Here is a 13,010-nt window from a genome sequence, read left to right on the forward strand (position 1 = left end):
GAAACAATAGCGGCCRCAGGGGCGGCTGCCTCGCTTAAAAAAGAACCGCGCCCGGGCCGCCCGAGGGCGCCAAGGGAGTGTGTGATGTTCGAAAGTCTCAGATCCTGGGTCATGGTGCTGGCATTGCTGATCGGTGGCCCCTACGTGATGTTCAGCGGCGCAAACGACTCGCGCGACATCAAGCGCCTGCAGGCCAATGGCCGCGAGACCACCGCCACCGTGGAAAGCATCGAGTGGCGCAAGAAGCGCAGCGGCTCGGAGAGCGGTTTCCGCGGCCACATCGTCTTCAAGACGGAGGCCGGCAACCTGGTCAACGCCGAGATCGGCCTGCCTCAACAACAGGGCCAGGCCATGAAGGACGGCAAGGCCGACCCCATGGTCAAGGTGCGCTACCTGCCCAATGAACCCAGCGTCGTGCGCTTGGCCGACATGCAGGACAACACCAGCGAAACCCGCTGGATCGGCGCAGTCATGTTCCTCGCCGGCCTGGGCCTGTTGTGGTGGCGCTGGCGCAAGAACTCGGCGGGGCCGGCGGCAGTCGCGGCTTGACGGAAGTGGGGCCGGCGATGCCGGCCCCGGATCACTGCGCCACCGTCAAGCGGGCCGCGAAGGCCTTGTGCACGCCCAATAGAGCGGCGGCGCGCTGGGTCTGTACCTGGATCAGCGCATCTGCCGCCGCCAGGCGCTCCTGCTCGACGCTGAGCAGCGCGTAGAAGTCGGTCACGCCGGCCTCGTAGCGCTTCAAGGCCAGCTCGCGGGCACGCCGCGTCGCGTCGGCGGCGGTGGCCTGGGCGGTGGCTTGCAACTCCGTTTCGCGCAGCGTCGACAGGCTGCCCTGGGCGTCCTGCAGGGCCGTCAGTTGGGCCTGCTCGGCACCCGCGACAGCAGCTTCATAGCCAGCGCGAGCCGCACTCTCTTCCGCCTTGCGAGCGCCGAAGTCGAGGAAGTTCCAGTTCAGCGCCGCGGCAAGGCTGTGGATCTGCGTGCCGCTCTTGAACAGGTCACCGGCGCTGCCGGCGCTCCAGCCGATCTGGCCGGTCAGGCCCAGGCTGGGCCAGCGCGCGGCCCAGGCGACATGAGCGCGTGATGCGGCAGCCTGGGCGCGCACGGCGGCGGCCTTCACGTCCGGGCGTTGGGCCAACAGGCCGGCGGGGTCAGGCAGCTGCCCCAAGCTGATGAGGCGGGGCTCGGGCATGGCGGGCAAGGGGTCGCTGTCGGCCTTGTCGCAGTCGGCTGGCGGCTGGCCGCGCAGCACGTCGAGCTGCAGCCGCGTGAGGCAGGCCGCGTTGCGCAGCGCCGGGACGCTGGCCGAGGTCTGCGCCACCAAGGCTTCAGCGCGGGCCTGGTCCAGCGCGGTGCCGCGGCCGGCGCCGACGCGGGCCTTCACCAGATCGAGCAGCTGGTTCTGCACGACCAGGGTCTCCTTGGCCAGATTCAGGCGGTGGCCGAGGCCGATGAGCTGGGTCTGCAGGTTCAGCGCCGTACCGGCCAGGCTGAGCTGGGCGGCGTCACGATCGAGCGCTGCGCCTTCGGCGTCATAGCTGGCGGCCCGGGCGTTGGATGCGGCGCGGCCCCACAGGTCCACCTCCCAGCCCGCCGTCGCATTGACGCCGTAACTGGTGAAGTTGTTGAACACGCCCTGCTCGTTGGGCGCGCGCTGGCGGCTGGCGCTGGCACCCAGGCCCACGGTCGGGAAGCGCTGGGCACCGGCGGCCGTCGCAAAAGCCTCGGCCTGCTTCAGCCGCGCGGCGGCGGCACGCAGGTCCCGGTTGTTGGCCAGCACCTCGTCGACGACGCGCTGCAGCTGGGCGCTGTCGACGAAGGCGGCGGTCATGGTCGCGGCGCCAGGATTGGCCCCGGCCTCGATGGCAGGCAACTGAGCGAAGCTCGCGGGCGCCAGGTTCTGCGGTCCGGAGGAGAGGCCGGGCGCGGCGCATCCGGCCAGCAGGACGGCGGCGGAAGCAGCGGCGAGAGGGGTCAGGCGGGCGAGCATTTCAGTGGCCCTCCTTCTTGGGTGCAGCATCGTCGATGCCGGGATGGAAGGCATGCGCGGAAGCGTCGATCTGGGCACGCACCGTGGCGGCGCGGGCGCGACGCTTCTGGGTGCTGGCGCGCAGCAGGCTGTAGAAGACCGGCGTCAGGAAGATGCCGAACAGCGTCACGCCCAGCATGCCGGCGAACACGGCAATGCCCATGGCACGGCGCATCTCGCTGCCCGCGCCGCTGCCCAGGATCAGCGGGATGACGCCGGCGCAAAAGGCGATGGACGTCATCAGGATGGGGCGCAGCCGCAGTCGGCAGGCCTCGATGACGGCCTCGCGGATGGTCTTGCCCTGCTCCTCCAGCTCCTTGGCGAACTCGACGATCAGGATCGCGTTCTTGCACGCCAGGCCGACCAGCACGACGAGCGCCACTTGCGTGAAGATGTTCAGGTCCCCCGCCTGCCCGAACGGCGGGAAGTGCGACAACCAGACGCCGAACAGCGCCGACAGGATGCACATCGGCACGATCAGGATGATGGCCAGCGGCAGGCTCCAGCTCTCGTACTGGGCAGCCAGCACCAGGATGACGAGCAGCACCGAGAACAGCAGCACCGCGGCGAGCGTCGGGATCTGCACGTTGAGCACCGGCACGTTGACGCTGCGGGTCAGGCGGTCCTGGTAGCTGAGCTCGGTGAACTCATAGCCGAAGCCGCGCGGCAGGTTCTTCAGCAGGGTCTCGATCTCGGCTTCGGCCTGGCCGCTGGAGAAGCCCGGCTTGGGCGCCCCGTTGACGTCGGCCGACGGGAAGCCGTTGTAGCGCGTCACGCGCGTCGGGCCGAAGGTCGGCTCGACGCTCATCAGCGAACCCAGCGGCACCATGTCGCCGACACCGTTGCGGGTCTTGAGCTGAACGACGTCCTCGGCCTTGGCGCGAAAGGGCGCGTCGGCCTGCACGATGACCTGGTAGGTCTTGCCGAACTTGGTGAAGTCGTTGACGTACAGCGAGCCGAGGTTGATCTGCAGCGTGTCGTAGATGGACGCGAGCGGCACGCCCATCTGCTTGGCCTTGACGCGGTCGACGTTGGCGAACAGCTGCGGCACGTTGATGTCGTAGTTGGAATACGGCTGGCCGATGGAGGTGTTCTGGTTGCCGTAGATCTGGCCCAGCGTGCCCCAGACGGCGCCATACAGGGCCTGTTCGCCCTGGCTGCTGCGGTCCTGCACCTGCACCTTGAAGCCGCCGGCAATGCCCAGCCCGTCGACCGGGGGCGGCGGCACGACGAACATGCGCGCGCCCTGGATCTGCTGGATGGCGCCGTTGACCTGGCCGAGGATGGCCTCCTTGCTCTTCTCGCGCGAGGTGCGCTCGTCAAAGCTCTCCAGGCCGAAAAAGACGATGCCCTCGTTGGGCGCGGCCGAGAAACCGGCGCTGGACAGGCCGGGGAAGGCCACCGAGTCCTTGATGCCGGGCACCTTCAGCGCGATCTCGCTCATGCGGCGGATGACTTCCTCGGTGCGGTCCAGGCTGGCACCGGCCGGCAGTTGGGCAATGCCGATCAGGTACTGCTTGTCCGGCGCGGGCACGAAGCCGCTGGGGATGCGCGCCAGCAGCAGGGCCGTGGCGCCGAGCAACAGCGCATAGACGACCAGCGCGAGCGACTTGCGCTTCAGGATGCCGGTGACGCCGCGGCCGTAGTCTTCCGAGCGGCGGTGGAAGAAGCGGTTGAACCAGTTGAAGAAGCGGCCGAACACCTTGTCCATGCCGCGCATCAGCGCGTCCTTGGGCGCGTCATGCGGGCGCAGCAGGATGGCGGCCAGCGCCGGCGACAAGGTCAGCGAGTTGAAGGCCGAGATCACCGTCGAGATGGCGATGGTGACGGCGAACTGCTTGTAGAACTGGCCCGACAGGCCCGGCACCAGGGTCAGCGGGATGAACACCGCGCACAGCACCAGGGCGATGGCGATGATGGGGCCCGAGACCTCCTGCATGGCCTTGACGGTGGCCGCATGCGGCGTCAGGCCGTCCTGGATGTTGCGCTCGACGTTCTCGACCACGACGATGGCATCGTCCACGACGATGCCGATGGCCAGCACGAGGCCGAACAGCGTCAGCGTGTTGATGGAGAACCCGAGCAACAGCAGCACGGCGAAGGTGCCGATGATGGACACCGGCACGGCCACCAGCGGGATGATGGAGGCGCGCCAGGTCTGCAGGAAGATGATGACGACCAGCACGACCAGGCCGACGGCCTCGAACAGCGTGTGCACGACCTTTTCGATGCTGGTCTGCACGAAGCGTGTCGGGTCATAGACGATGGCGTAGTCCACACCCTTGGGGAAGCTGGGCTTGAGCCTCTCCATGGTCTTGCGCACGTTGTCCGAGATGGCCAGCGCGTTGGAGCCCGGCGCCTGGAAGATGGCGATGGCCGCGGCTTCCTTGTTGTTCAGCAGGCTGCGCAGCGCATAGGTGTTGGCGCTGATCTCGACGCGGCCGACGTCCTTCACGCGCACCAGGGCACCGGTCTTGGGCTCGCTGCGCACGACGACGTCGCCGAACTCTTCCTCGCTGACGAGGCGGCCCTGCGCGTTGATGGCGAGCTGGAAGTCCGTGCCCTTGGGCGACGGCGAGGCGCCGACCACACCGGCCGCCACCTGCGTGTTCTGCTCGCGGATGGCGCCGACGACATCACTGGCCGTCATGTTGCGGGCGGCGAGCTTTTGCGGGTCCAGCCAGATGCGCATGGCGTAGTCGCCGGCGCCGAAGCTCAGCACCGAGCCCATGCCGGGCACGCGCAACAGGTCGTCGCGCACATTGAGCGTGCCGTAGTTGCGCAGGTAGAGGGCGTCGCGCGAGTTGTCCGGGCTGACCAGGTGGACCACCATGGTCAGGTTGGACGCGGCCTTCTCGGTCGTAACGCCGATCTGGCGCACGATGTCGGGCAGGCGCGGCAGGGCGCGGTTGATGCGGTTCTGCACCGCGGTCTCGGCGGCTTCCGGGTGGGTGCCGATCTTGAAGGTGACAGTCAGCGTCATGCCGCCGTCGCCGGTGGCCTGGCTGTCGAAGTAGAGAACGTTCTCGAGGCCGTTGATCTGCTCCTCGAGCGGCGTGGCCACCGTCTCGGCGATGACGCGCGGGTTGGCGCCGGGGTACTGGGCACGCACGACAACCTGGGGCGGCGCGACCTCGGGGTACTCGGAGATCGGCAGCAGCGGGATGGCCAGCGCGCCGATCAGGAAGATGAAGAGGGACAGGACGGTCGCGAAACGCGGCCGGTCGATGAAGAAGCGTGAGATGTCCATGGCAGGGGCCGCCTTTGTTTACTTCGAGGCGGCGGAGGCCGGAGCGGAGGCGGGAGCCGGGGCAGCGCCCGGTGCGCCCGGCGGCGCGGCGGGGATGGGCATGCCCTTGTCGTCGACCTTCAGCACCTGCGGCGTGACCGGCGCGCCGGGGAAGGCACGCAGCAGGCCGTCGACGATGACCATCTCGCCGGCCTTGACGCCATCGACGACGCGCATGCCGTCGATCAGCGCGCCCGGCGTGACGGGGCGGGGTTGCACGATGTTGTTGGGGCCGACGATGAGGACGATCTTGCGCGTCTGGTCGGTCGTGATCGCGCGGTCGGGCACGACGACGGCGTTGTAGTTGCCGCTGCCGACCAGCTTGATGCGGGCGAACAGGCCCGGCGTGAACAGGCCCTGCTTGTTGTCGAACACCGCGCGGCCGCGGATGGAGGCGGTGGCCGGGTTCAGGCGGTTGTCGACGAAGTCCATCTTGCCGGCGTGCGGATAGCCCTGCTCGTTGGACAGGCCCATCTGCACCGGGTTGGCGACGTCGCGCGATGAGGTGCGGCTGCCGTCGCGGGCGGCGCGCATGTACTTCAGGTAGGTTGCCTCGCTGGCGTCGAAGTAGGCGTAGACCTTGTCGCTGGAGACGACGGTCGTCAGCAYCGGGTCGCCCACGCCGACGAGGTTGCCCGGCGTCACGTTGGCGCGCGAGGTGCGGCCGCTGACCGGCGCCGTCACGCTGGCGTACTCGACATTGAGCTTGGACTGCACCAGGGCCGCCTCGGCCGCCTTCTGGTTGGCCTCGGCCGAGCGCAACGCCGAGCGCAGCTGGTCGATCTCCTGCTGGCTGACGGCGTTGATGCTGATCAGCTTCTCGGAGCGGGCCAGATCGGTCTTGGCGAGCTCGGCCTGGGTCCGGGCTGCAGCGATCTGCGCCTCCACCCGCGCCACGTCGGCCTTGAAGGCGCGGGCGTCGATGGTGAACAGCGGGTCGCCCTTCTTGACGAGCTGGCCTTCCTTGAAGCGCACCGCGTCGACGGTGCCAGCGACGCGGGAGCGCACGTCGACGGTATCCGGCGCTTCCAGGCGGGCGGTGAACTCGTCGAACTCCTGCACTTCGCGCTGGGTGGCAGGTGCCACCGACACGGGCGGCGGGCCGCCATGAGCCCCCGGGCCGCCGCCGCCCTCCTGCTTCTGACCACAGGCGGCGAGCAGGGCGATGAGGACGGGAGACAGGGTCAGCGCCAGATTCTTCTTGGACATGGGGGGCTCCGAATGCAAGCGGGCGACTGTAAGCACATCGACCCGACGCCGTTACCCCAAAACCTAAAGCCCATTCAGGCTGCTGACATTCCTTGTCAACAGTGCGGAACTGTGAACAGCAGGTTGTTTGCGCGCTGGCTCCGTGGCGGCCAGCCGTCGGCAGGCTCCGAGCCCTTGCGCCCCAGCGGTTCGCGCGCAAACAGCCGTCAAAAGCCGCCGGGCGCGCGGACCCGGCGGCTTTCTGACGTAACGCACGGGTTTCATGACCCCGTGCAGATGATTTATTAGTGGACGCCGTGCATCTTCTTCTTCATCCAGGGCGTCAGCAGCATCAGGATGACGCCAGCGCCGATGGGGATGGCCGTGAAGATCAGGAAGAAGATAGACATCGAGTAGTGGTTGGAGATGTCATCGATGTAGGAGCCCGTCACGCCGGCCAGCTTGTTGGCGATGGCCGTGTTCAGGAACCAGACGCCGAACATCAGCCCCAGCAGGCGTGCGGGCGCCAGCTTGGAGATATAGGACAGGCCCACGGGCGACAGGCAGAGCTCGCCCATGGTGTGCAGCAGATAGGCCAGGCTCAGATAGAGCATGCTGACCTGGGCCGTCTTGGCACCCTGAGGGATGCCGGCCGAGCCATAGGACAGGGCCGCAAAACCCAGGCCGAGCAGCACGAGGCCGACGCCGAACTTGACCGGACCGGCCGGGTTCCAATGCCTCTCCCACATCTTGGAGAACATCGGTGCCAGGATGACGAGGAAGAAGGAGTTCAGCACGCCGAACCAGCTGGCCGGCACCTCGGACTGCTCCAGCGCGAACTCGCGCGCCAGCATCCAGATCACCAGGCCCCAGATGACGGCGAAGGCCAGGCCCAGCATGCCGTTGGCCAGCAGGTAGCGGCTGCCGGTGCTGCGGTTGAGCTTCCACAGCAGCCAGGTCAGGATCACGGCCGGCAGCACCGTCATCAGCGAGTTGACGACCTTGAAGATGAAGCCGCTGGTGCCCACCAGCGCACGGTCGGTGTAGTCGGCCGCAAAGATGGTCATGGACCCGCCGGCCTGCTCGAAGGCGAACCAGAAGAAGATCGTGAAGAAGGAGAAGACGAAGATGGCTTTCAGCCGGTCGGCCACGACATGGGCCGGCGCTTCGTCAGCCGCAGCCGCAGCAGCGGCCTTGGCGCGATCCTCGACCTTCGGGGGCGCGCCGATGTCGCCGAAGATGTGCTGGCTGAAATAGAACTGCAGCGCACCCAGGATCATGAACAGGCCCGCGAGGCCGAAGCCCAGGTGCCAGGACACCTTCTCGCCGATGTAGCCGCACAGCAGGATGCCGAAGAAGGCGCCGGCATTCACGCCCATGTAGAACAGCGTGTAGCCGCCGTCGCGGGCGTTGTCTTCCTTGGGGCCGTAGAGCTGGCCGACGATGGCCGACACATTGGGCTTGAACAGGCCCGTGCCCAGCACGACGAGGCCGAGGCCGATGTAGAAGCTCGGCACCGTGTTCAGGAACATCGAGATGTGGCCGGCCGCGATGACGAAGCCGCCGAACAAGACGGCGCGGCGCGTGCCGAGGTAGCGGTCCGCCAGGTAGCCGCCCAGCACCGGCAGCAGATAGGCCATGCCCGTGTACCAGCCATACAGCGACGTTGCCTCGGCACGGCTCCAGCCCCAGCCGCCCTTGGCGACCTCGGTCACGAGGAAGAGCACCAGCAGGCCGCGCATGCCGTAGTAGGAGAAGCGCTCCCACATCTCGGTAAAGAACAGCACGAAGAGCTGATTGGGCTGGCCGAGGATGGTCGCCGGGGTAGGCGCCGCTCGGCCGGCCGTGGCCGGGTTGGCCACGGGGGTGGTGGTAGTCACGTCAGTCGTTCCAGGTGAAACCGCGAGGAGGCGGGCGGGTAGCCCGTGCGGAAGCCTGGAATTGTCCCGCCAGCAGGGCGTTTTCCGCGGACGGGCGGCCCAGGGATTGCCCTGGGTCGGTTCARGCCCGCGGTATGCCGAGGAACTCAGGGCGCAGCGGCGTGCGGTGCGCCCGCGGCGGCGGCGAGAACGGGCTCACGCTCCGGCAGGATGTAGACCAGGCTCTTGCCAGCGCCCAGTGTGGGCAGCACGACCTCGTCGAAGAAGGCCGGTTCGACGACGACGCAGCCCAGCGTGATGCGACGGTCTTCCAGCCTGGCCGAGGCCAGGCGCTCTGGGCGGCGCTGGCTGGCCGGCGCGGGACGCAGCCGGTGGATGGCAAGGTTGGCTTCGTAGTCGAACCAGACAATGCGCTCGCCGTTCAGGTTGACGCCCGGCTGGGCTTCAAAGCGGCCGGCCGGTGTCACGCGTTCGTTGACCTTGAGCGCCGCCGGCTGCTTGCCGCGCGAGCTCTGCGGCTCCTGGTCACCGGGCGTCAGGCCCAGCAACACGGGGGCGCGGCCGACGAGACTACCGTCCGCGGCATAGATCGACAGCGTCGCCTGGCGCTTGTCAACGATGGCAAAAGGGCGGCCGTCCCGGGCGTCACTGGCCACCGGCCTTGAGATGACCTGCGCACCAGCCGAAGCCGTCGCAAAAAGGCTCCACACCGTGGCGATGCCACACATGACCGCCCTGGCCTGATCTGCCCAACTGCTGCCCACTCGACGCCCCTTGTACCGGGCGGCGCAACCATCGCGCCTGCCTTGGCGGGCAGTCTAGGAAAGCAGTCTTGTAACCAACAGACAAGGACTTCACGGTTTGGCGTTGTTACCTCGTCTTGACCCGGCCTGGGCCAGCACCTGGGGCGGTGCAGCGCCTGGGAAGAAGGCCATCAGGGATTTCTTTTCCGGCAGCACGTAGACAACGGCACGGCTCTGGCCCAGGTTGGGCAGGACGGTGCGCTCGAAGAAATCGACGGGAACGTTGATGCAGCCCCAGCTGATGCGGTTGTCGGCCGCCGTCTTGGTGGCCAGGCGCTCCAGGCGGCGCTCCTTGGGGTTGGAGTTGATCACGCGGTGCATGGACACGGCGGCGTCGTAGTCCACCCAGACGACCTCCTTGCCGTCGGCGTTGCGGCCAGGGGCCGACACGAAGCGGCCGGCCGGCGTCGTGCGCTCCTGCGGCTTGATCTGCTCGATGCTCTTGCTGCCGATGCCAGCCACCGTGAGGTCGCCGGAGGCATAGCCGAGCAGCACTGGGCTGGTGCCGAGCAGGCGGCCGCCGGGGCTGAAGACATACACCTGGGCGCGGCGCTTGTCGATGATGGCGAAGGCGCTGCTGCCGTTGTCGGCCTCGCGCACGGCCCAGGCGGCCACGCGGGTCACGTCCAGCGGCGCACGGACCTTGCCGAAGTCAAGCTGGCGGTCGATGACCGCGGGCGGCTGGGTTGGGGCGGGCGCCTTGGCGACAGCCACCGGGCGATGGGCGGACGCCACGGCGGGCTTGCGCTTGAAGCTGCCGCTAAAGAAGGTGAAGAAAACGGCCAGTGCCAGGGCAGCGATGACGCCACCCTGGCCGAGGCCGATGAGGATGTCACGCCGCCGGGCTGCGGCGGCGAGATCAGCGCGTTCTCCGAAACGCATGGTTTGTGACGGAGGCAGCGCTCAGCCGACGACGATCAGTGACGGTCGGCGCGGGGGGCGGGCGCAGCCGGCTGGTCGTACGACGGGCTCGGCGTGGTCGTCGTGGTCGTGGTCGTCGTGTCAGTCGTCGTGGTGGTCGGCGTCGCGGCGGTGCTGTCGACCGGCGGCGTCACCTTGGCCGGGTCGTCGGCGGGCGGCTGCTGCTCGGCCATGGCGGCCGTGGCGGCGGTGCTGTCCGCAGGCGCCGCTGCATTCGGATCAGCCGGCGCCGCATTCGGGTCGGCAGGGGTCTGTTCGCTGGTGGGCGAAGCCGTGGCAGCGGCCATCGGGTCGGTAGGCTGCTTTTGATCTTCGGTCTGGGCGAAAGCCAGGCCGATGCTGGTCACGAGAACGGCGGCGGTCAGTGCACTGGTGGCGGTCTTGAGGGCGGACATGGGGGGAACTCCTTTTGAAAGCGGGAACCGGCCTGGAGCCGGGTGGCTGGGCCGGGCATTTCCACCGGCTGAGGTCCACTCTAGGCCTGCACCCTCGCGCCCGGCGTCGGCGCCGAGCGTCATCTCATGTAGGAGGCTCCCCCAGTCCGTAGCGGCCGGTTACGCCGTGTAGCTGCCGTGCCTCGCCGCTCGCATTCGCCTGAGCCTTTGCAGCCTCAGAGATTGAAGTCGTAGTCCACCGTCAGCGGCGCGTGGTCGCTGAACATCTGACCGGTGTAGATGGCCTCCCGCCGGGCCAGCGCCGCGATGCCGGGTGTGGCGAGGTGGTAGTCCAGCCGCCACCCGACGTTGTTGGCGCGCGCCGCGCCGCGGGCGCTCCACCAGGTGTATTGCTCTGCCTTGTCGTTCAACGTACGGAAAACGTCGACGACACCCCCGTCATCGAAAAGCGTGGTCAACCAGGCGCGCTCCTCGGGCAGGAAGCCGCTGTTCTTCTGGTTGCCGCGCCAGTTCTTCAGGTCAATCTCCTTGTGCGCGATGTTGACGTCGGCGACGAGGATGAACTCGCGCTCGGCCTTCAACGCCTGCAGATGAGGGTAGAGCGCCGCCAGGAAGCGGTACTTGACCGCCTGGCGCTCCTCGCCACTGGTGCCGCTGGGAAAGTAGACGCTGATGAGGCTGAGCTTGCGGCCGGGCTTGTCGAAACGCTTCTCCACCCAGCGGCCCTCGCAGTCGAACTCGGGCATCGCCAAGCCCGTGATCAGGTCGCTGGGCTCTTCCTTGGTGTACAGGCCCACGCCCGAGTAGCCCTTTTTCTCGGCGTAATGGAAATGGCCGTTGAGCAGGTCGCAGCTGCGGAACTTGGCTTCCACGACATCCGCCTGCGCCTTGAGCTCCTGCACGCCGACGGCATCGGCCTGCTGCTTGTCGAGCCAGTCGAAGAAGCCCTTGCTGGCGGCGGAACGCACGCCGTTGAGGTTGGCGGTGATGAAGCGCATCGGATTAGGGAGAGGGTTTGACCTGGAGAAGTATCGCAGTGCAGCAAATGCACAACACAGCGGCACGCTTTCATCACGGAACCGTCATGTGATCTTTACGATCCAGTAGGAATCAGAGGCGCCGCGAGCGCCCATTTCTTTACCCACTTGCCCGCGAACCCGTCAACCCGAGGATTTCTCATGCCCAAATACAGCCTTTCACCGACCCTGCTCGCGCTGGCGCTGAGCACGGCCTTCCCGATGGCGGCCCTGGCGCAAGCCACGCCGACAGCCGAAGCCAAGAAAGACGTCAGCCAGCTCGAAGCCGTCATCGTCACCGGCAGCCGCCGGGCCGAGAACCTGAAGGAAGTGCCGCTGTCGATCTCGGCGATCAAGTCCGAGGATCTGGACACCTACAACGCCAGCGGCCAGGACGTCCGCGCCTTATCTGGCAAGGTGCCGAGCCTGAACATCGAGTCCGACTACGGCCGCACCTTCCCGCGCTTTTACGTGCGCGGCCTAGGCAACACCGACTTCGACATGAACGCCTCCCAGCCGGTCGGCCTGGTGTACGACGATGTCGTGCAGGAAAGCATCGCGCTCAAGGGCTTCCCGGTCTTTGACATGGCCCAGGTGGAACTGCTGCGCGGCCCGCAGGGCACGCTGTTCGGCCGCAACTCGCCGGCCGGCGTCATGAAGTTTGATTCGGCCAGGCCCACCAAGCGCCTGGAAGGCTACGCCAACATCGGCTTCGGCCGCTGGAGCGCCGTCAACCTCGAGACGGCCGTCAACGTGCCGGTGAACGAAGACCTGCAGCTGCGCGTGGCGGGCCTGGCCCAGCGCCAGAGTGACCGCGTCCACAACCCGGTGACCAGCGCGACGTCCGACCTTGAAGGCTACAACGACAAGGCGCTGCGCCTGCAGGCCCTCTACAAGAGCGGCAACTTCGAGGGTCTTTTCAAGGTCCAGGCCCGCGACTTCAAGGGCACGGCCACGACTTTCCGCGCCAACATCATGAAGCGCGGCACCAATGACCTCGTCGATGGCTACGACGACAGCTCCTACCCCTCCGACGGCTACAACTCGCAGACGCTGAAGTCCAGCGAGGTCAGCGCTCGCCTGCGCTGGGATTTCGACGGCGTGTCGCTGTACTCCATCACCGCCCACGACCGCGCCAAGTTCTACAGCCGCGGCGACGTGGATGGTGGCTTCGGCTGCCGCTTCTGCGGCATCCCGGACGGCCCGAAGTACTACCCCTCCGGCTCGAACACGCCCTACCCGTCCGTCATCCCGTTTGACGCGCAGACGGCCGACGGCATCCCCTACCTGCGCCAGACGACCCAGGAATTCCGCCTGCAGTCCAACACCAGCGCGCCGTTCCAGTGGATCGCCGGCCTGTACTACTTCAACGAGAAGCTGCAGGTCGACAGCTTCAACTTCGACAGCTTCGCCGCGGGGGACCCGCAAAACGGCTATGCCGTGCAGCACCAGGAAGCCAAGTCCTGGGCAGCCTTCGGCAATGTGA

The 13,010-nt window shown here is 67.5% G+C and carries 10 protein-coding genes; 2 read left to right on the top strand and 8 right to left on the bottom strand.

Annotation, left to right across the window (positions count from 1 at the left end):
• The first annotated feature begins 84 nt into the window (after window positions 1-84).
• Window positions 85-549 carry a DUF3592 domain-containing protein gene (locus AC1DU6_RS08650; protein WP_477856726.1) on the top strand — a complete coding sequence of 155 codons (465 nt, stop codon included), beginning with the start codon at window positions 85-87 and terminating at the stop codon, window positions 547-549.
• Window positions 550-580: 31 nt separating this feature from the next.
• On the opposite strand, the gene AC1DU6_RS08655 is transcribed toward AC1DU6_RS08650, so the two are convergent.
• From AC1DU6_RS08655 to AC1DU6_RS08690, 8 genes are all read right to left on the bottom strand, one after another.
• Window positions 581-1,993: an efflux transporter outer membrane subunit gene (locus AC1DU6_RS08655; protein ID WP_477856727.1), complete on the bottom strand. Its 1,413-nt coding sequence runs from the start codon at window positions 1,991-1,993 to the stop codon at window positions 581-583.
• A 1-nt stretch (window position 1,994) separates the two neighbouring features.
• Entirely contained in the window at window positions 1,995-5,282 is a 3,288-nt protein-coding gene (locus AC1DU6_RS08660) for an efflux RND transporter permease subunit (RefSeq protein WP_477856729.1), read from the bottom strand.
• 18 nt (window positions 5,283-5,300) lie between these two features.
• A complete protein-coding gene (locus AC1DU6_RS08665) occupies window positions 5,301-6,530 on the bottom strand; it encodes an efflux RND transporter periplasmic adaptor subunit (protein WP_477856731.1) in 1,230 nt (409 codons plus the stop codon).
• A 284-nt stretch (window positions 6,531-6,814) separates the two neighbouring features.
• Window positions 6,815-8,389 carry a peptide MFS transporter gene (locus AC1DU6_RS08670; RefSeq protein WP_457321961.1) on the bottom strand — a complete coding sequence of 525 codons (1,575 nt, stop codon included), beginning with the start codon at window positions 8,387-8,389 and terminating at the stop codon, window positions 6,815-6,817.
• A gap of 146 nt (window positions 8,390-8,535) precedes the next feature.
• Window positions 8,536-9,117 carry a L,D-transpeptidase gene (locus AC1DU6_RS08675; RefSeq protein ID WP_457321963.1) on the bottom strand — a complete coding sequence of 194 codons (582 nt, stop codon included), beginning with the start codon at window positions 9,115-9,117 and terminating at the stop codon, window positions 8,536-8,538.
• Window positions 9,118-9,243: 126 nt separating this feature from the next.
• Complete coding sequence (locus AC1DU6_RS08680) at window positions 9,244-10,074, bottom strand: hypothetical protein (protein ID WP_477856734.1); 831 nt, start codon at window positions 10,072-10,074, stop codon at window positions 9,244-9,246.
• A gap of 35 nt (window positions 10,075-10,109) precedes the next feature.
• A complete protein-coding gene (locus AC1DU6_RS08685) occupies window positions 10,110-10,508 on the bottom strand; it encodes a hypothetical protein (protein ID WP_056191498.1) in 399 nt (132 codons plus the stop codon).
• Window positions 10,509-10,723: 215 nt separating this feature from the next.
• The gene (locus AC1DU6_RS08690; protein ID WP_056191496.1) at window positions 10,724-11,506 is read right to left on the bottom strand and encodes an exodeoxyribonuclease III; all 783 of its coding nucleotides are present in this window, start codon (window positions 11,504-11,506) and stop codon (window positions 10,724-10,726) included.
• 180 nt (window positions 11,507-11,686) lie between these two features.
• Here AC1DU6_RS08690 and AC1DU6_RS08695 point away from each other — a divergent pair.
• Window positions 11,687-13,010: TonB-dependent receptor plug domain-containing protein (locus tag AC1DU6_RS08695; protein WP_477856737.1), on the top strand; the 1,324-nt coding region annotated here is incomplete at its 3' end.

Source organism: Roseateles sp. P5_B10 (assembly GCF_056400485.1).